Origin of the sequence: Hoyosella sp. YIM 151337 (assembly GCF_026041215.1) — a bacterium.
GTDB lineage: Bacteria > Actinomycetota > Actinomycetes > Mycobacteriales > Mycobacteriaceae > Hoyosella.
The window spans coordinates 183,446-199,556 of sequence record NZ_JAPEIQ010000011.1; the positions used below are offsets into that span (position 1 = coordinate 183,446).

Consider the following 16,111-nt stretch of genomic DNA (forward strand, 5'->3'; position numbering starts at 1 on the left):
AATGATGAAGTACCGCTCCGCTTCACGCGGCGTAATCGCCGCATCACTCACCGGCGCGCTCGCGCTCGCGGGCTGCGCCTCGGCCGACCCGGAACCTGAAGCCACCGGGGGCACCGGGGCCACAGGCGCCACTGGGGCTGCAGGAACCGCGAATGCCGTCCCGGACGGGCCCCGCGTCGCGCTGACGTACGAGGGTGGCGTCCTGGTGCTGGATGCCACCACCCTCGACGTGCTCGGTGACTTCGATTCGGAAGAGTTCACCCGTTTGAATGCCGCTGGCGATGGGCGCCACATTTTCCTCACGACATCTGAGGGTTTCCAGGTCATCGATGCCATGGAACCTGCGCTCACAGACGTAGTTGTGGAAGCCGATAAGGCAGCTCACGTGGTTCGCCATGCCGGCCGGACTGTCCTGTATGACGACGCCACTAGCGACACCTTCATTTTCAGCACAGCCGATCTGCTCAACATGGACGGTGAGCTGCCTGACGCGGAGATCGTCCCGGGCACCGACCCGCACCATGGCGTATCAGTCGTACTTGAGGATGACACCCTCATTACGAGTGTGGGCGACGCAGACGGCCGCACCGGCATCCGTGTCCTCGATACGAACCGCAATGAGGTCGCAGCGAGTGATGAATGCCCGGGCGTCCACGGCGAGGGGACGCTGAAGGATGAGGTCGTCGTCTTCGGTTGCGAGGATGGTGTCCTCGTCTACGAAAACGGCGAAATCTTCAAGCTGGACGCGCCCGACGAGTATGGCCGTACGGGTAACGCATACGTCAGCGAAACTAGTGCGATCATGGTCGGTGACTACAAAGATGACCCCGACGCAGAGGGTTACCTGCTGAACAAGATCGTTCTTGTCGACACAGAGGCGCGGACCCTAGAGGTTGTAGCACTGCCTGACGGCGTCGAATACACGTGGCGCGGTATCGCGCGCGGTCCTCAGGATGAAGCACTGATCATCGCCACCGATGGTTCGGTGCACGTGGTCGATCCGGAAACGGGTGACATCACCGATTCGTGGCAGATCATCGAGGCGTGGGATGGTCCAGAGCAGTGGCAGAATCCGCACCCAGCGATTGTCGTCAACGGTGACATTGCCTACGTGACTGAACCGGCCGCCAACACGGTCCATGCACTGGACCTGACTACCGGCACGGTCATCGCGTCGGCCGAACTCGACCAGACACCGAACGAGATTGCCATCGCAACCGGGTAAGCGCGCAGCGCCAGCCACGGCATCAGGCGGCGGGGCAGGGGATTTCATCGTCCTCGGTCCCGCCGCTTTTTCGGTTGCCGAAATGTCTGAATTGCCGCGTGGTGGTGATCACAAAACTTTTCGTGCAATGTGTGCGTGCCGTGACGACTCACCTTATGTAAGCGTTTCTCGCGGCAACAGAGAAAGGTCTCGACACGATGAGTGCAATGGAGCAATCGCTGCCGGAAAACCGGTCCGATGCAAAAACTGTCGCTCCGCGCGGTGAGGGCGCGTCCCAGGGGGGCGGGGTTCTCGAGTCCTCACATGGCCGGACCACGATCGCGGATACGGTTGTCGCGAAAATCGCTGGTATCGCTACTCGCGAGGTCAACGGCGTGCACGGTCTGGGTGGCTCGGCTTCGCGTGCGTTCGGTGTCATTCGGGAACGTATTCCCGGCGGTTCCACAAACCTCTCGCAAGGAATCTCCGTCGAGGTAGGTGAGCGTCAAGCGGCCGTCGACGTCGACATCGTCGCCGAGTATGGCGTTTCTATTCCAGAACTTGCTAAGGGCATTCGCCGAAACGTGATCGCGGCAATTGAGCAGATGACTGGTCTCGAAGTAATCGAGGTGAACGTCAGCGTGCACGATGTTCACATTCCTTCCGAGGACGACGACGCTGACACCGGCAATGGTGTGTCTCGCGTGCAATGACATCGACCGAGACGAGAGCACGCAATATCGCAGCGGCCGTTCTTGGTGTTGACGGTGTCGCGGAACTCCACGGTGGCCGCTTCGGAAGTTTCGGAACGTACCTCGCTGGAGACCGAATTACCGGAATCCGAATTGGCGATGACGACAGCATCGAAGTGCACGTGACGCTCCACAGCCATGCACCGATTCGCGGAACCGCCGGGCAAATCCGGGCAGCAGTCGCGCAGCTCGAACCTGGCGCGGTCAACATCACGATTGAAGACCTGGCTTGAAGGCTGCGTGACGAGCGTCAACTAGCGACTGGAGTGAGCACATGTCAAATGCCCAACTTGGCCTGCTAGCAGGTCTGCTACTCGCGCTTGCCGCGATCACCGGCGGACTGGGAGGGTTCCTCCTCGCGGCTGTACTCGGTACTGCTGCGGCCGCGCTCGGCGCCCACCGTGACGGAGCGATCGATCTCGGCGCACTCCTGCGAGGGCGCGTCAATGGTTAGTGCAGCACAGCAGCTGCGGGTGCCCGCGGACCGCGGAGATCTCACCCTCGCTGACAGCGTGATCGTGTCAATCGTGAAGCGAGTGGTGGTTTCAGTGCCGGGAGCGCTGCCAATATCCTCCGGTGTCACGCGACTGATCGGCCGCGATTATCCGCGTGTGGACGTCAATGTGGCGGGCAGGCACGTGCGCGTAGGAGTGGAAACGGCTGTCGCCTGGCCGGAACCTGCGGGGGAACTGTGTCGAAAGATTCATGACAGCGTCGTTCGGGAAATCGGGGAGCTCACTGGGCTTACCGTCGCTCGCCTCGACGTCACGGCGCGGTATGTGTCACACGGAGGCGTCAGTGAGTGAAACAGACACCCCGCTGCAAGACAGGCACGTCGCGACGCCGCGGCCGCTCGGCCCGCCCGCGAGCGTGCCGGGAGCGATGCTGGCAATCTTGCTAATGCTGAGTGCGGGCGCACTTGCCGTCTGGGACTTTCTTGCCGCTGTCGGGGTCGTTGCAGGACCCGTGTGGGTGCAAAGGGCTGTCCAGCACCTCCATGGTGCCGAAGCCGCCGCCTGGATGGTGCTGGCGGGCGCAGCGGCTGGTCTGGCGGGGCTCTGGCTGCTCTGGCGTGGTGTGAAGCCGCGTGGCGTGCGGGCAGTGCCAGCTGCCGGGGAGGCACTGTGGGTGAGCCCTGCAGTTGTTGCGGCACTCGCGGAATCAGTGGCAGCAGAGACGTCCGGCTTGACTCATGTCAAAGCGCGGGCTAAACGCCGCAACGTCAAGATCAGCGCCACAGCGTGGGGGCCCCCGGAACCGGGGCTTACAGAAACAATACGGACGGGAGTGGCGGCGCGGCTCGCCGCGCTTGAAACGCCGCCGACCATCACGGTGACGCTGCGTCAGGAAGGTCAATCGAAATGAGTCGCCGACTCGCCGTGTGTGATCGCCTCGCCGCGCTCTTGCTCGGGTTGCTCCTTCTCGCCGGAGGTGCCGCACTTATTGCGTGGCAGCAGGGATTCATCTTTCCGGATACCGCACTTGATACGTCAGAGCTTCGTGCAGCGGTCGCGACAGACTGGTATCGATGGGCATCCGCAGCCCTCGGAATCGCTCTCGTCCTGATCGCGCTGCGCTGGTTCATCGCGCATCTGCGGGTGCAAAAAATAAAAGAATTCTCCCTTGCAGGGAGCGGCGACTGTGGGAGACACGTGGTGCTCCCTAATTCCGCCGCCGATGCCGCGGCGGACGCGCTGACCCGGGTACCGGGGATCGCGTCCGTGAAAGGGAAAGCGATCATCGAGCGAGGCACCCCGCTCGTCGTATTGTCCGCGACGGTGACGCGATCGCTGTTGCTCGCCGATATCGCCAACGCGGCTGAAGAAACCCGCGCCCAGGTGCGCACAGCGCTGGACAGTCCTGAACTGCCGGTACGCATCGAACTCACCAGCACCGCGCGCGAGCGTGACCGTGCCCGGGTGAAATAAAAGCCCCCGAGGTCTGCCTCCACAAGCTCAGCGAAAGGAGGTTCTGCCAACCGGACCCGCGTGTACTCGCGATCACGCGAGAAACCGAACCATCGATGTAGTGCCAGAAGCTGCTCACAACCGAGCTGACGATACTGAAAGGATTTGGCATGGGTATTGGAGACAAGTTTCAAAACAAGGCACAAGAGGTATCCGGCAAGACTAAAGAAGCCGCCGGCAATGCCACCGGCAACGACGAGCTAAAAACGGAAGGTCAGGCCGACCAGGCTGAATCCTCTGTGAAGCAAGCCGCCGAGAAAATCAAAGACAAGGCCAACGAAGTCGTTGACAAGATTACTGGCAACTGACGGCCGCCGTGTTGCAGTAATCGCCGGGTGCCTGCTCCCTTAGTAACGACGCCGGTCGGAAGCGGAGCAGGCGAGCCCGCGTTCGCTGCGGGCTTGCGTGCTCAAGAGCGCGCGGAGACCGCCCCCTCCTCTGCTGGCCACCGCGGCCGCGGTGGCCAGACGCATCGCCGTGAGCGGAACCCCTGCGCGGGTGGAACGAAGCTCACGGCCATTATTCGCGATAGCGATTCCAGGTTCCGGCGCTATGCCAACTATCCTGGTCAGCTGTGAGTACCGCGCCTGAATCCGTAAGCCCTGCGAAGAACGAGCCCGTGGCAACCCGCGATGACGCTGCCGAAGAATTCGAGCAGTTGCGGATTCGCCGCGAAAAGCGTGACCGCATCATTGCAGAAGGCGGCGAGGCCTACCCAGTGACGGTGCCGCGCACCCACGCACTCTCGGAAATCCGCGCCAAGTACACCGAACTTGCGCCTGGTGATACCACCGGCGATATTGTCGGCGTTGCGGGGCGCGTCATGTTCATCCGGAACACGGGCAAACTCTGTTTCGCCGTATTACAGGAAGGCGACGGCACGCAGCTGCAGGCAATGCTGAGCCAGGCCGAGGTCGGCGCAGAATCGCTTGCCCGCTGGAAATCGGACGTCGACCTTGGAGACTTCGTCTTTGTGCGCGGTGAAGTGATCAGTTCCCGCCGCGGTGAACTCAGCGTGCTGGCAGGAGCCTGGGAAATGGCGGCGAAGGCGCTGCGGCCGCTGCCGGTGACGTATAAAGACCTCAACGAGGAATCACGCATCCGGCAGCGCTACATTGACCTCATTGTGCGGCCCGAAGCGCGGGATATGGCGCGCAAACGCGTCGCGGTAGTCCGTGAGCTGCGTAACTCTTTGGAGCGGCGGGGTTATCTCGAGGTCGAGACCCCGATGCTGCAAACACTTCACGGTGGCGCCGCGGCCCGGCCGTTTGTTACCCATTCCAATGCACTCGATATCGACCTCTACTTGAGGATTGCGCCGGAGTTGTTCTTGAAGCGGTGCGTTGTCGGCGGTATCGAGAAGGTCTTTGAGATTAACCGCAACTTCCGCAATGAAGGCGCTGATTCTACGCATTCCCCGGAGTTTGCGATGCTGGAGACCTATGAGGCATATGGCACATATGACGACTCAGCCACGATGATCCGGGAGGTAGTTCAGGAGGTGGCTGACGCGGCTTTTGGTTCGCGCGAGGTGCTGCTTGCTGACGGATCCACCTATGACTTCGACGGCGAGTGGCAGGTTCTGGAAATGTATCCGTCGCTCTCCGCTGCGCTCGGCGAAGACGTGACTCCCGACACAAATATTGAGCAACTGCGTACATTCGCGGAGCGTACCGGCCTCGAGATCCCGGAGGGCAAAGGATACGGCCACGGCAAACTTGTCGAAGAATTATGGGAGCATCTCGTCGGAAATGATCTTACGCGCCCGGCGTTCGTTCGCGACTTCCCGGTTGAGACATCCCCGCTGACCAGGCAGCACCGTACGAAACACGGCGTCACCGAAAAATGGGATCTCTATGTGCGCGGTTTCGAACTCGCGACCGGTTACTCGGAACTCGTCGACCCGGTAATTCAGCGCGAGAGGTTTGTTGACCAGGCACGTCTTGCGGCCGCTGGAGATGATGAGGCGATGGTCCTGGATGAGGATTTTCTCGCCGCCATGGAGCATGGAATGCCACCCACAACTGGTACGGGTATGGGAATCGACCGGTTGTTAATGGCACTCACTGGACTCGGAATCCGTGAAACCATCTTGTTCCCTATAGTGCGGCCACTTGGTAAACGCTAGTAAACAGTTCTATGATCGGCGTTGGCGGGAAATGCGGCACGGTTGCGATTCGTATTGGGATTGCGAAGCCCGCGGACTACTCAAGGGCGTGTAGCGGCACGTGAGAAAGGGATTACTTCATGGCGCAGAAGGTAACGGTAACACTGATCGACGATCTTGATCAGGAAGCTCCCGCCGACGAGACTGTGGAATTTGGTCTAGATGGCGTTACCTACGAGATTGATCTCTCCTCGGAGAATGCGGCGAAACTCCGTTCGGAGATGGAGGTGTGGGTTGCGCATGCCCGTCGTCTCGCGGGGCGGAAGATTCGTCGCGCAGCCGGCAGTGCTGCGCGTCCGCGTGCAACGCTCGACCGGGAACAGAGCGCCGCTATCCGGGAGTGGGCTCGTAAGAACGGCTACAAGGTCTCCGCGCGGGGCAGGATCTCCGCAGAGATCACCGAGGCGTACAACAAGGCGAACTAGGGCTAGCCTGCCTAGCCTGCACAGGCAAAACGGAACATCTGCGCACCGGCCTCCGGAATATTTCCGGAGGCCTGCGGTGTTTATAGGGGCGAGCTGGGGCGATCGTCCGGGTCCCGGCGGGGCTGCTTGGTTTGTCGTGTGGGCGTAGCCCAAATAGGTGTTCTCTGTGGGCGTAGCCCATTGTGAAACGAAATGCCGTCCGGCACCGTTACCTCAATACATGGTTAGCGGAGGATGGTTGCAGCCAGCTGACCATCTCCGTGATAGCGGAGGTACAGCGGCGGCGTTCACACTCGCCAACTAGAGTGGGGGGTGCGCGGCAGCACTCAACGAGCCCGGAGTGCCGGAGCGAGCGAGGCGGCAATCTTCGCACCCAGCGTCCGGACCGATAAGAAGTGTGAGGGAGAGCGATGTTCGAAAGGTTCACCGATCGCGCACGGCGCGTTGTTGTCCTGGCGCAAGAAGAAGCCAGGATGCTCAACCACAATTACATCGGCACGGAGCACATCCTGCTCGGCCTCATTCATGAGGGCGAGGGGGTGGCTGCTAAGTCCCTCGAGTCGCTGGGCATATCGCTTGAGGCGGTCCGCAATCAGGTCGAAGAGATCATCGGTCAGGGGCAGCAGGCGCCATCGGGGCACATCCCGTTTACGCCCCGTGCCAAGAAGGTTCTCGAGCTGAGCCTTCGCGAAGCACTGCAGCTTGGCCACAACTACATTGGTACAGAACACATCCTGCTCGGGCTCATCCGCGAGGGTGAAGGTGTCGCGGCGCAGGTCCTCGTCAAGCTGGGTGCCGATCTCACTCGCGTTCGTCAGCAGGTTATTCAGTTGCTGTCCGGCTACCAGGGCAAGGAGCCCGCGGAAGCGGGCGTTGGCCGGGGTGAGGCGGGCACGCCGTCTACGTCACTCGTGCTGGATCAATTTGGCCGCAACCTCACCCAGGCTGCGATGGAGGGCAAGCTTGACCCGGTCATCGGGCGCCAGAAGGAAATCGAACGGGTCATGCAGGTGCTGTCGCGCCGCACTAAGAACAATCCCGTTCTGATTGGTGAGCCTGGTGTCGGTAAGACCGCCGTGGTCGAAGGACTCGCGCAGTCCATCGTCAATGGTGAGGTGCCCGAAACCCTCAAGGACAAGCAGCTTTACACACTGGACCTCGGTTCGCTCGTGGCGGGCAGCCGCTACCGCGGTGATTTCGAAGAGCGCCTGAAGAAGGTGCTGAAAGAGATCAACACCCGTGGCGACATCATCCTTTTCATCGACGAGCTGCACACGCTTGTTGGTGCAGGCGCAGCTGAAGGCGCGATCGACGCGGCGTCGATTCTGAAGCCCAAGCTCGCGCGCGGTGAACTGCAGACCATCGGTGCGACAACGCTCGATGAGTACCGCAAGTACATCGAGAAGGACGCTGCGCTCGAGCGCCGTTTCCAGCCGGTGCAGGTAGGGGAGCCGTCAGTAGAGCACACGATCGAGATTCTCAAGGGCCTGCGGGACCGCTACGAGGCGCACCACCGCGTGTCCATCACTGATGGTGCACTGGTGGCCGCAGCGACTTTGGCCGATCGTTACATCAACGACCGCTTCTTGCCGGACAAGGCGATCGACCTGATCGACGAGGCGGGCGCGCGGATGCGGATCCGGCGTATGACCGCTCCACCAGATCTGCGTGAGTTCGATGAGCGGATCGCTGAGGCTCGCCGTGAGAAGGAATCAGCGATAGACGCGCAGGACTTCGAGAAAGCCGCGAAACTGCGGGACAAGGAAAAGCAGCTTGTCGCGCAGCGTGCGGAACGCGAGAAGCAGTGGCGTTCGGGTGACCTTGATGTCGTCGCGCAGGTAGATGACGAGCAGATCGCTGAGGTGCTGTCCAACTGGACTGGTATCCCGGTGTTCAAACTCACCGAAGAGGAAACAGCACGGCTGCTGCGCATGGAAGATGAGCTCCACAAGCGGATCATCGGCCAGGAAGACGCGGTCAGGGCTGTCGCGAAGGCAATTCGCCGGACTCGAGCGGGCCTGAAGGATCCGCGTCGCCCATCCGGCTCGTTCATCTTCGCGGGGCCGTCAGGTGTCGGTAAGACGGAGCTGTCGAAGGCGCTCGCGAACTTCCTGTTCGGCGATGACGATGCGCTCATTCAGATCGACATGGGTGAGTTCCACGACCGGTTCACCGCGTCACGGCTCTTTGGTGCTCCTCCGGGCTATGTCGGTTATGAAGAGGGCGGCCAGCTCACGGAAAAGGTGCGCCGCAAGCCGTTCTCCGTGGTGCTCTTCGACGAGATCGAGAAGGCGCATCAGGAGATCTACAACACCCTGCTGCAGGTTCTCGAAGATGGCCGCCTAACCGACGGTCAGGGCCGCACGGTCGACTTCAAGAACACCGTGCTGATCTTCACCTCGAACCTCGGCACCGCTGACATTTCGAAGGCGGTGGGGCTCGGCTTCAGTGCTGGATCCGGTGAGGCATCGAACTACGAGCGCATGAAGCTGAAGGTCAACGACGAACTGAAGAAGCACTTCCGGCCGGAGTTCCTTAACCGTATCGACGACGTGATCGTGTTCCACCAGCTCACGCAGGAACAGATCATTGAGATGGTCGATTTGATGACCAACCGCGTAGAGACGCAGCTCAAGCACAAGGACATGGCGCTCGAGCTCACGGAGCAGGCGAAGTCGCTTCTCGCGAAGCGTGGCTTCGACCCCGTGCTTGGTGCCCGGCCGCTGCGCCGCACTGTACAGCGCGAGATCGAGGACCAGTTGTCAGAGAAGATCCTGTTCGGCGAAATCGAGCCGGGCCAGATCATCGTTGTCGATGTCGAGAACTGGGACGGCACTGGAGCGGGCGAGAACGCCAAGTTCACGTTCCGCGGCACCAAGAAGCCGGTGCCGGTGCCTGATGCGCCGGAAGACGCCCTCGCGGGTGCTGGCGAAGCAGGTCAGGGCGGCAAGGGCGGAAAGGGCGCTGACACAGCGGCTGAGTAAGCGTTTCGCGAAGGAGGGGCCAGGTCGAAAGATCTGGCCCCTTTGCCGTGTGGCCTGGAGGTGCTGACCTGCGGGCGGGCCGCTACAAAGCGCGTACCCGCGCGAGGACATCAAGCGCGACGTCGGCAATCCGCCATAGTTCCGTGATGCGGCCCTCAGCATCGGCGCGCAGGGCGGCGTCTTGCAAGGCCATGCCATGCGCCAGGGTGAAGGTGTTGTACCCGACGTCGGCGGCACGCAGCATCAAACCGGTAGCCACCCCCTCGCCGGCCAGCGCGTCGAGGCCCTCGCCCACAAAATAGAACCGCCACAGTGGCCCGAGATCGGCGCCGTAAACGTCGCGTGTTCGGTCGATCAGTGCGTCGCCTTGCTGAGCGATCGTGTCAACGATGAGGTAGTAGTCGGGCACATGCCGGGCTTCGGTGCGGCTCCCCTCGACGGCGTAGGCAAGGTCGACAGTCAGGTGCGCGTTGTATCCGGCCATCGCCGCGTGTGCACCGGACCGTCGGCAATCGGTTGACAGCGCGAAGTAGTGCGCCCAATGCGGTTCCGCGTACCCGGCAGTCAAATAGGAATGCAGATTCGCAAGATAGCGCTCCAGAAGGTCGTAACTGATGTTGTGTGCCCACTCGCGGTCAGCAAAGGCCGCAGGGTCGCGCTGAAGGGGCATTACGGCCGCATGCTCGACCGCGTCGAGACCGACGGAGAACAGTCCTAACCGATGGTGTTCGGTCGCGAAGATGTCAGCGACTTCTGTGTGACGCCGCACCGCGTCCTCCAGGCGATCGAGGGAGCTCGCGCCGGTGATACTGGTGGTGTCGGTAAGCGTGATGAGCGCACCGCGTGCGGCGAGGGGGAGTTCCCCGCAGTTGAGCGACTCGTACGCGCCGCTTGTTGGTGCCGCTGGGTGTACCTCCGCGGCGGCAATTGCGGTCGGTGCGCCGATCGAAAGGCACAACAGGGCGGCGAAGGCGCCGAAGCGTTGTAGCACCAGAGACTTGTGAGACTTCTGTGAACCATGCGACACAGGGGAAGTGTATGAGACAAAGTCCGGTACTTTCGTGCAACCTGAGCGCACGCCTTGCCCTTCGCTGTGTTTGCCTCAAGGATGGTGACTAGCGACGTGATGTGCACCGCATGAGGTCGCTTGCGAGATTTGTTCGTATTTCGGGCATTACCGGCCAACGAAAGGGTTTTTCATGCCAACACGCTCCGCACGCACCGCCTGGAACGGAAGCCTGAACGAGGGCGGCGGGACCGTCGAGTTCACGAGTTCGGGAACAGGCACATTCGACGTTTCCTTCCCGAAGCGCGCAGCGGAAAACGCGGACGGAACCACGAGCCCCGAGGAACTCATCGCCGCTGCGCACTCGTCGTGCTACGCGATGGCGCTTTCGGCGCAAATCGGTGAAGCTGGCGGAACTCCACAGAACCTCGACGTGCGCGCAGACGTGACTCTCGGCCCGGACCCCGCCGGGGGCTTCCGCGTGACGACGAGCAAGATTACCGTTCGCGCCGAGGTGGACGGACTCGACGAAGACGCCTTCTTGAAGGCGGCAACGGCCGCGAAGGAAGGCTGCCCGATCAGCAAGGCACTCGCCAGCGTGGACATCAGCCTCGACGCCGCCCTATTGTGACCTGCTAGCACGGCGAAAAGCCCCGCCCTCAAAAGGAGGCGGGGCTTTGCGTTGGTGGCGCCAGATCAGGCGATGAACCGCTTCTCTTCCGCCGCTGCCGCCCGTTCCGATAATCCGGCGAAAATAATGCCGAGTGCGAGCCACATGACTGTTGTTGACGCGATCGCTGCGACCCGGAAGTCCCACAACAAGGTGGCCGGGAAGTCCGCGGGCACATCATCGAATGTCGGCAAAGCGAGGTATCCCAAGCCCACGATGACACCGAACGCTACGGCTGCGGCTGCCAAACGGACGCTCTGCCACGCGGTCGCGAGCTTTTTCGTCACTGCGACGGCAGCAGTCGCCGCGATAATGCCCACAACGACAGCAGCACCCCACGCGAAGGTGCGCTGGCTGATTGTGTCTGGGTCGCCAACAGCGGGCGGGTTAGCGGGGTAAATACCGAAGGGGATTACCGAGATCACCATCCAGCACAAAAACGCCAGCCACAGCGATAATGTCACCGCCGGTGCGGTGAAGTGTCGGCGAGCATGATGAGCCACAGTGGCGAAAATTGCGCCGAGCGCAAGCCCCGAGAGAGCCATTGCGAGGAAAAGCCCGGCCCGCTGGCCTGCCCGGCTGACGAGTTCCTCGTCCCCGTGACTGTGTGGGTGCACCCCATGATCGGCTAAGGCCGCAGCCTCTTCTATCGCTATCGCAGCGTCGATGTGCGGCTCGCCCACGAAATATGCGAAAGTGCCAGCAATCAATCCAGCTACAAGGCCAGCCAGAACGCCCCGGCCGAGCAGCGCGCCAAAAGTCCCGTGCAATTGCTTGCGTTCAAATGCGCCGGGCCGAGGCAAGTCTGGAGTGCTATTGGTGCGCGAACTCAGTGACACGGCACGCCCAAGAGGTGCCTGCCGTCATGCATCAGTTCGTGAAGAAACATGCCAGTGCCAGATAGTGCGCCCTGGTCAAACCCGACGAGGTAAAGGGCGAGCATTGCTGCGCCGACAACCGCGGCACTGACCAAATAAGCACCAATCGTGCTCTCGGAATGGGCAGGCACATGCGCTGTAACCATGAAATCCTCCTGGGAGTACCGCGTCCCGTTCGGTCTGAGCGGCATGAGGAGCGAGGTCTGGCTTCCAGGAGTTGCCTGGATACAGTGGCGCGACCGCCCCGGAATCGCACCGGGTACCCGCATCTCGTCGTCGTTTCGACCATCCTGTTGCCCACGCGCGTGTGGACAAAAGAACTTTAGTTGATCCGCAGCACTGCCGCGTCACTGCGGCCCATAATCTTTCCGGCAATTTCGAATGTGTAGAGGTTTTCCGCTAGCCCGATCGCCCCCGTGCTGGACTGCTGCACCCCGAAGTACCAGTCCTGACCGGTGTTGTCGGTGAGAATCCAGGAAGTCGCGAGCACGCCCGGCATCGTGCCGCCCTTGAATCCGGTGTATGACCAGTCCGTGCTGCTGAGCGTCAGGCCAGGATTCAGTGCAAGGATGTCGGTGACGTTGGTGTCTTTGGCTTTCAGGTGTGCGTAGGCTGCGCAGATATCATTCTGACTGCCGAACCAGTCGACACCGTCTGGATAAACGGGCCGGTAGATGATTGTTGTTTCGTCCACCTCGAGCGGCTCGCCTTGCACCGAGTCCAGTAGCGCGAGGCGGTCCGCATAATCCGCTTCACGCCAGGCCTCGCGCCGCTCTGGATCACCGAAGCCGATAAGGAACGCTTCGCGGGTCGTGGGGAACGGCGTGAGTGATTCTGGATCGTGGTGTCCCAGCGCCACTGCCTGAGCTTCGACGGCTTCTCTCCCCAGACGATGAATTAGCAGGTCGGTGGCGGTGTTGTCGCTAAGAGAAATCATCTTCTCAGTGGCCTCGCGAACAGTCACCGTTGATCCGTCTGCGCGATCTTGCAACTCGCCGGTCGGTAGGCTCTTCGTGTCTGTGGTGATCGTCAGGACCTCATCCCACCGCAGATCGCCCGCGCTGATCGCATCGGCGACTGCGCCGAGAACATACAATTTGGCGACGGAAGCCATCGGCATCGACCGCTCGGCGTGCGCCTCGAAGACCGGCACGCACGTCGTGTCCTCAATGTGAGCAGCAAGAACGGCATAATCAGTACCGAGGACGTCGAGTGCTGCGGTGAAATCGTCGAACGACTCTATGTCCGGCGTCTGTGGTCGTACCAGCAGGCCATTGACGGTATCAGCGTCCCCCGCCGTGCTCACGTAGATACGAAGTTCGAAAGGAAGTCCGGTACGGGTTTTCAGGGCTACAGTGGCGGCCGTGCTGGTGCCTGAGTAAGAGACGAATTCGTACGGGCCGGTTGTGCGGAGCTGCTCGAGCGGCGCAGCTAATCCGTCAGGCCCTAATGAGTTGAGCACGGCGGCGTCGGTCCATTCCCGGACGGCTGCAGGGTCGACGGTGACGTCACCGTTGATGAGATCGAGAATGTGCGCGGCCCGCATGCCCGCCGGAGTGTCAGAGGGGATCGCGGCGGGTGCGGTTGCGGCGGGCGGATTATCAGCCTGCGGCGGAGCTGCTGGTTGCGCGTGCGCGATGCTCCCTGCGGCAAGTGTCAGGGTCACTACCGCGGACGCTGCAGCCGTGACACGGCGAAGTTCCGCCCGGCCCTTCAGGCTCGCTAGGCCAACCACAACGCCCCCTCTTTTGGGACTTAGCGGTGCCGACAGGCGGTACCGCGCAGGATTCGTCCCTTTGAGCGTAGGTTGCGGGTGGGGCTATTGGTACAACCGTTACCACCTGGTGTCGCTGTAAATAACTAGTTGTTATGTGGCGGTGGTTCAGGCGCTATCAGTCGGCACTCGGCCGTGCTGCCGAGGGAGACACATCGAGTACGACATCGAACTCCAGCAACGAGGCCCCGGTCGCTACGGGCTTGCGCTCACCCTCGCCCGCATGCGCAGCGCGCGCTGGTCCATCTGCCCAGGCCCGGAACGCCTCCTCCGACTCCCACTGCGTGACGACGAAGTAGCGTGACTCGCCATTAACGGGACGCAGCAGCTGAAACCCGAGGAAACCGGGAGAATTCTCGACTGTGCCCGCGCGCGCGGCGAAGCGCTTCTCGAGTTCGGCCCCCGCACCTTCCGGGACGTCAATAGCGTTAATCTTTACGACTGCCATGGCCGTGATCGTACTCGCGTAGGCTAACCGGCTGTGCTTGAAGTCTCTGACCTCGATGACCGCGGTGGCAGGGGAGCGCCGATCGTGTTGCTGCACGGCCTGATGGGGCGTGGCACCACGTGGCAGCGGCACGTGCCCTGGCTGCGAGAGTATGGACGGGTTTACACATACGACGCGCGGTTTCACCGAGGGCGGGGCCGGGACGGTGGTGGCGCTGCGCGCGATGCGGATGTCCGCACCGAAGTGTTTGTGAATGATCTTGCCGTCGCGCTCGAAGCCCTGGACCGGCCTGCCGCGTTAATTGGACACTCGATGGGCAGCCTGCACGCGTGGTGTCTCGCGGCGCACCGTCCCGACCTGGTCAGCGCCGTCGTCGTGGAGGACATGGCGCCGGACTTCCGGGGCCGCACTACACAGCCCTGGGATAGCTGGTTCGAAGCCTGGCCTGTCGAGTTCACCGATTCCGCCGAAATCTGCGCGATGTTCGGTGACGTGGCGGGGCAGTACTTTCTTGATTCATTCGACCGGACTCCGATGGGGTGGCGGCTGCACGGCCACATTCCAGTGTGGCGGGCCATCGCCGCACACTGGGGTACCCGAGACTACTGGGCGCAGTGGCGGAACACTCGAGTGCCCGCGCTGCTCCTCGAGGGCGAACACACGCTCACTCCCGCGGGGCAGATGCGAACCATGGCCGCTGAGGAGCGCTCGGTGGCGTCGCATTACCTTCGCGTTCCGGGCACGGCACACCTGATTCATGATGAGGCGCCGGGCATCTACCGCGGTGCCGTAGAGGCATTTCTCGCGAGCCTGCCTGAGCAGTAGCTCTGGTGTGGGCGTGGGCGTGGGCGTGGGCTGGTGTCCGAACAGTCATTCGCCCTCGCCCGCGAGGGCGAATCTCCCTCGCGATGTCTGCTCGACCAAACCGTCCTCCAGTAGCGAGACCAGTGCGCGGTCACGCTGGACCGGATCACTGAGCCAGACAGCTTCGATCTGGTGGCGCTCGACTGGCCCATGTGCGCCGCGTAGGACGTCCAAAATCCGCCCACGAACCTGACGATCTGTGCCGGCGTACGGCTGGGCGCGCCGTTTGGGGCCCGTGGGGGCAGGCCGGCCAGCGGTGAGCCATGCGCAGCTCGTGATAGGACAGTCCGGGCACTTTGGTGCGCGCGCAGTGCAAATGACTGCGCCGAGTTCCATAAGCGCAGCCGAAAACACCGCACCGCCGCTGTGGGGGAGCAGCGCTGCGGCATCTTCGAGGTCACGTTTCGCTGCAGGGTTCCCAGACTCCGCCTGTCCGTGGACAGCTCGGGCGATGACTCTGCGGACGTTCGTGTCGACGACAGGAACGGACTGACCGTAAGCAAAACATGCGACCGCGCGCGCCGTGTAATCACCGATCCCAGGCAGTGTCAGCAGGGTTTCGACGTCGCGAGGGACCTCATCGCTATGGGCGGCAGCGAGGTGGACGGCGCATTCGTGCAGGCGCAGCGCGCGGCGCGGGTACCCAAGCTTCCCCCAGGCACGCACCACCGTTGCTGGGGCTTCCGCTGCGAGCAGCGAGGGCCGGGGCCATCGCTGGACCCATTCTTCCCAGACCGGCGACACCCGCACTACGGGTGTTTGCTGAAGCATGATTTCGCTCATCAGGATTTGCCAGGGTGTGACGCCCGGACGGCGCCAGGGCAGGTCACGGGCGTTGCGCTGGAACCACGTTACGACGTCCTCAGTGCTGGCAATCATGCACGAATAGCTATTCTTCACGAATTATTTACACCCCGCTCAAGCGGCCCATTTCTACTTGTCAATGCGGCTTTTTGAGACAGGTGCGACCCG

The 16,111-nt window shown here is 62.1% G+C and carries 19 protein-coding genes and 1 riboswitch; of the genes, 13 read left to right on the forward strand and 6 right to left on the reverse strand.

The genetic code is table 11. The features are described from left to right. Window position 1: 1 nt before the first annotated feature. The 11 genes from aztD (at window position 2) to ONR57_RS05680 (ending at window position 9,499) form a co-directional block, all read left to right on the forward strand. On the forward strand, window positions 2-1,225 hold the full coding sequence (aztD, locus tag ONR57_RS05630; RefSeq protein ID WP_265122038.1) for a zinc metallochaperone AztD: 1,224 nt from the start codon (window positions 2-4) through the stop codon (window positions 1,223-1,225). A 206-nt stretch (window positions 1,226-1,431) separates the two neighbouring features. After that, a complete protein-coding gene (locus ONR57_RS05635; protein ID WP_265122040.1) occupies window positions 1,432-1,917 on the forward strand; it encodes an Asp23/Gls24 family envelope stress response protein in 486 nt (161 codons plus the stop codon). Next, window positions 1,914-2,189, forward strand: a complete 276-nt coding sequence (locus ONR57_RS05640; RefSeq protein WP_265122041.1) for an Asp23/Gls24 family envelope stress response protein — start codon at window positions 1,914-1,916, stop codon at window positions 2,187-2,189. Before ONR57_RS05635 ends, ONR57_RS05640 begins: the two co-directional genes overlap by 4 nt. Before the next feature lie 41 nt (window positions 2,190-2,230). Next, window positions 2,231-2,410, forward strand: a complete 180-nt coding sequence (locus tag ONR57_RS05645; RefSeq protein WP_265122042.1) for a DUF2273 domain-containing protein — start codon at window positions 2,231-2,233, stop codon at window positions 2,408-2,410. Continuing rightward, window positions 2,403-2,762: an Asp23/Gls24 family envelope stress response protein gene (locus ONR57_RS05650; protein WP_265122043.1), complete on the forward strand. Its 360-nt coding sequence runs from the start codon at window positions 2,403-2,405 to the stop codon at window positions 2,760-2,762. The genes ONR57_RS05645 and ONR57_RS05650 overlap by 8 nt, the downstream gene beginning before the upstream one ends. Beyond that, window positions 2,755-3,321: a DUF6286 domain-containing protein gene (locus ONR57_RS23275; protein WP_265122045.1), complete on the forward strand. Its 567-nt coding sequence runs from the start codon at window positions 2,755-2,757 to the stop codon at window positions 3,319-3,321. Before ONR57_RS05650 ends, ONR57_RS23275 begins: the two co-directional genes overlap by 8 nt. Then, a complete protein-coding gene (locus ONR57_RS05660; RefSeq protein ID WP_265122046.1) occupies window positions 3,318-3,884 on the forward strand; it encodes a hypothetical protein in 567 nt (188 codons plus the stop codon). Before ONR57_RS23275 ends, ONR57_RS05660 begins: the two co-directional genes overlap by 4 nt. A 149-nt stretch (window positions 3,885-4,033) precedes the next feature. Continuing rightward, window positions 4,034-4,231 (forward strand): CsbD family protein, encoded by a 198-nt coding sequence (locus ONR57_RS05665; RefSeq protein WP_265122047.1) that lies wholly within the window; start codon window positions 4,034-4,036, stop codon window positions 4,229-4,231. Window positions 4,232-4,542: 311 nt separating this feature from the next. Continuing rightward, window positions 4,543-6,051, forward strand: a complete 1,509-nt coding sequence (gene lysS, locus ONR57_RS05670; protein ID WP_265122173.1) for a lysine--tRNA ligase — start codon at window positions 4,543-4,545, stop codon at window positions 6,049-6,051. Between the two features lie 119 nt (window positions 6,052-6,170). Continuing rightward, on the forward strand, window positions 6,171-6,515 hold the full coding sequence (locus ONR57_RS05675) for an Lsr2 family protein (protein ID WP_265122048.1): 345 nt from the start codon (window positions 6,171-6,173) through the stop codon (window positions 6,513-6,515). 410 nt (window positions 6,516-6,925) lie between these two features. Continuing rightward, complete coding sequence (locus ONR57_RS05680) at window positions 6,926-9,499, forward strand: ATP-dependent Clp protease ATP-binding subunit (RefSeq protein WP_265122050.1); 2,574 nt, start codon at window positions 6,926-6,928, stop codon at window positions 9,497-9,499. A gap of 82 nt (window positions 9,500-9,581) precedes the next feature. Here the strand turns inward: ONR57_RS05680 and ONR57_RS05685 are convergent, their stop codons facing one another. Then, window positions 9,582-10,526 (reverse strand): DUF5995 family protein, encoded by a 945-nt coding sequence (locus ONR57_RS05685; protein ID WP_265122051.1) that lies wholly within the window; start codon window positions 10,524-10,526, stop codon window positions 9,582-9,584. A 172-nt stretch (window positions 10,527-10,698) separates the two neighbouring features. Here ONR57_RS05685 and ONR57_RS05690 point away from each other — a divergent pair, with 172 nt between their 5' ends. Next, window positions 10,699-11,136: an OsmC family peroxiredoxin gene (locus ONR57_RS05690; RefSeq protein WP_265122052.1), complete on the forward strand. Its 438-nt coding sequence runs from the start codon at window positions 10,699-10,701 to the stop codon at window positions 11,134-11,136. A 65-nt stretch (window positions 11,137-11,201) separates the two neighbouring features. Here ONR57_RS05690 and ONR57_RS05695 read toward each other — a convergent pair whose 3' ends face one another. The 4 genes from ONR57_RS05695 to ONR57_RS05710 form a co-directional block, all read right to left on the reverse strand. Further along, window positions 11,202-12,014, reverse strand: a complete 813-nt coding sequence (locus tag ONR57_RS05695) for a CbtA family protein (protein WP_308198652.1) — start codon at window positions 12,012-12,014, stop codon at window positions 11,202-11,204. Then, window positions 12,005-12,199 (reverse strand): CbtB-domain containing protein, encoded by a 195-nt coding sequence (locus ONR57_RS05700; protein WP_265122053.1) that lies wholly within the window; start codon window positions 12,197-12,199, stop codon window positions 12,005-12,007. The genes ONR57_RS05695 and ONR57_RS05700 overlap by 10 nt, the downstream gene beginning before the upstream one ends. A gap of 54 nt (window positions 12,200-12,253) precedes the next feature. After that, a riboswitch (cobalamin riboswitch) is annotated at window positions 12,254-12,318 on the reverse strand. A 57-nt stretch (window positions 12,319-12,375) separates the two neighbouring features. After that, a complete protein-coding gene (locus tag ONR57_RS05705; RefSeq protein WP_265122054.1) occupies window positions 12,376-13,788 on the reverse strand; it encodes a serine hydrolase in 1,413 nt (470 codons plus the stop codon). Between the two features lie 157 nt (window positions 13,789-13,945). Continuing rightward, window positions 13,946-14,275, reverse strand: coding sequence for an antibiotic biosynthesis monooxygenase (locus ONR57_RS05710; protein ID WP_265122055.1), 330 nt, complete (start codon window positions 14,273-14,275; stop codon window positions 13,946-13,948). A 33-nt stretch (window positions 14,276-14,308) separates the two neighbouring features. Here ONR57_RS05710 and ONR57_RS05715 point away from each other — a divergent pair, with 33 nt between their 5' ends. Next, complete coding sequence (locus ONR57_RS05715) at window positions 14,309-15,100, forward strand: alpha/beta fold hydrolase (protein WP_265122056.1); 792 nt, start codon at window positions 14,309-14,311, stop codon at window positions 15,098-15,100. A 45-nt stretch (window positions 15,101-15,145) separates the two neighbouring features. Here the strand turns inward: ONR57_RS05715 and ONR57_RS05720 are convergent, their stop codons facing one another. After that, the gene (locus tag ONR57_RS05720; RefSeq protein ID WP_265122057.1) at window positions 15,146-16,018 is read right to left on the reverse strand and encodes an A/G-specific adenine glycosylase; all 873 of its coding nucleotides are present in this window, start codon (window positions 16,016-16,018) and stop codon (window positions 15,146-15,148) included. Window positions 16,019-16,111 lie beyond the last annotated feature (93 nt).

Bases quoted from the DNA above. Each gene is read 5' to 3' on its own strand.
- ONR57_RS05665 (WP_265122047.1), top strand. From the start codon at position 4,034: ATGGGTATTGGAGACAAGTTTCAAAACAAGGCACAAGAGGTATCCGGC.
- ONR57_RS05645 (WP_265122042.1), top strand. From the start codon at position 2,231: ATGTCAAATGCCCAACTTGGCCTGCTAGCAGGTCTGCTACTCGCGCTT.
- ONR57_RS05675 (WP_265122048.1), top strand. From the start codon at position 6,171: ATGGCGCAGAAGGTAACGGTAACACTGATCGACGATCTTGATCAGGAA.
- ONR57_RS05690 (WP_265122052.1), top strand. From the start codon at position 10,699: ATGCCAACACGCTCCGCACGCACCGCCTGGAACGGAAGCCTGAACGAG.
- ONR57_RS05660 (WP_265122046.1), top strand. From the start codon at position 3,318: ATGAGTCGCCGACTCGCCGTGTGTGATCGCCTCGCCGCGCTCTTGCTC.
- ONR57_RS05720 (WP_265122057.1), bottom strand. From the start codon at position 16,018: ATGATTGCCAGCACTGAGGACGTCGTAACGTGGTTCCAGCGCAACGCC.
- ONR57_RS05710 (WP_265122055.1), bottom strand. From the start codon at position 14,275: ATGGCAGTCGTAAAGATTAACGCTATTGACGTCCCGGAAGGTGCGGGG.
- ONR57_RS05650 (WP_265122043.1), top strand. From the start codon at position 2,403: ATGGTTAGTGCAGCACAGCAGCTGCGGGTGCCCGCGGACCGCGGAGAT.
- aztD (WP_265122038.1), top strand. From the start codon at position 2: ATGATGAAGTACCGCTCCGCTTCACGCGGCGTAATCGCCGCATCACTC.
- ONR57_RS05680 (WP_265122050.1), top strand. From the start codon at position 6,926: ATGTTCGAAAGGTTCACCGATCGCGCACGGCGCGTTGTTGTCCTGGCG.
- ONR57_RS05640 (WP_265122041.1), top strand. From the start codon at position 1,914: ATGACATCGACCGAGACGAGAGCACGCAATATCGCAGCGGCCGTTCTT.
- ONR57_RS05635 (WP_265122040.1), top strand. From the start codon at position 1,432: ATGGAGCAATCGCTGCCGGAAAACCGGTCCGATGCAAAAACTGTCGCT.
- ONR57_RS05700 (WP_265122053.1), bottom strand. From the start codon at position 12,199: ATGGTTACAGCGCATGTGCCTGCCCATTCCGAGAGCACGATTGGTGCT.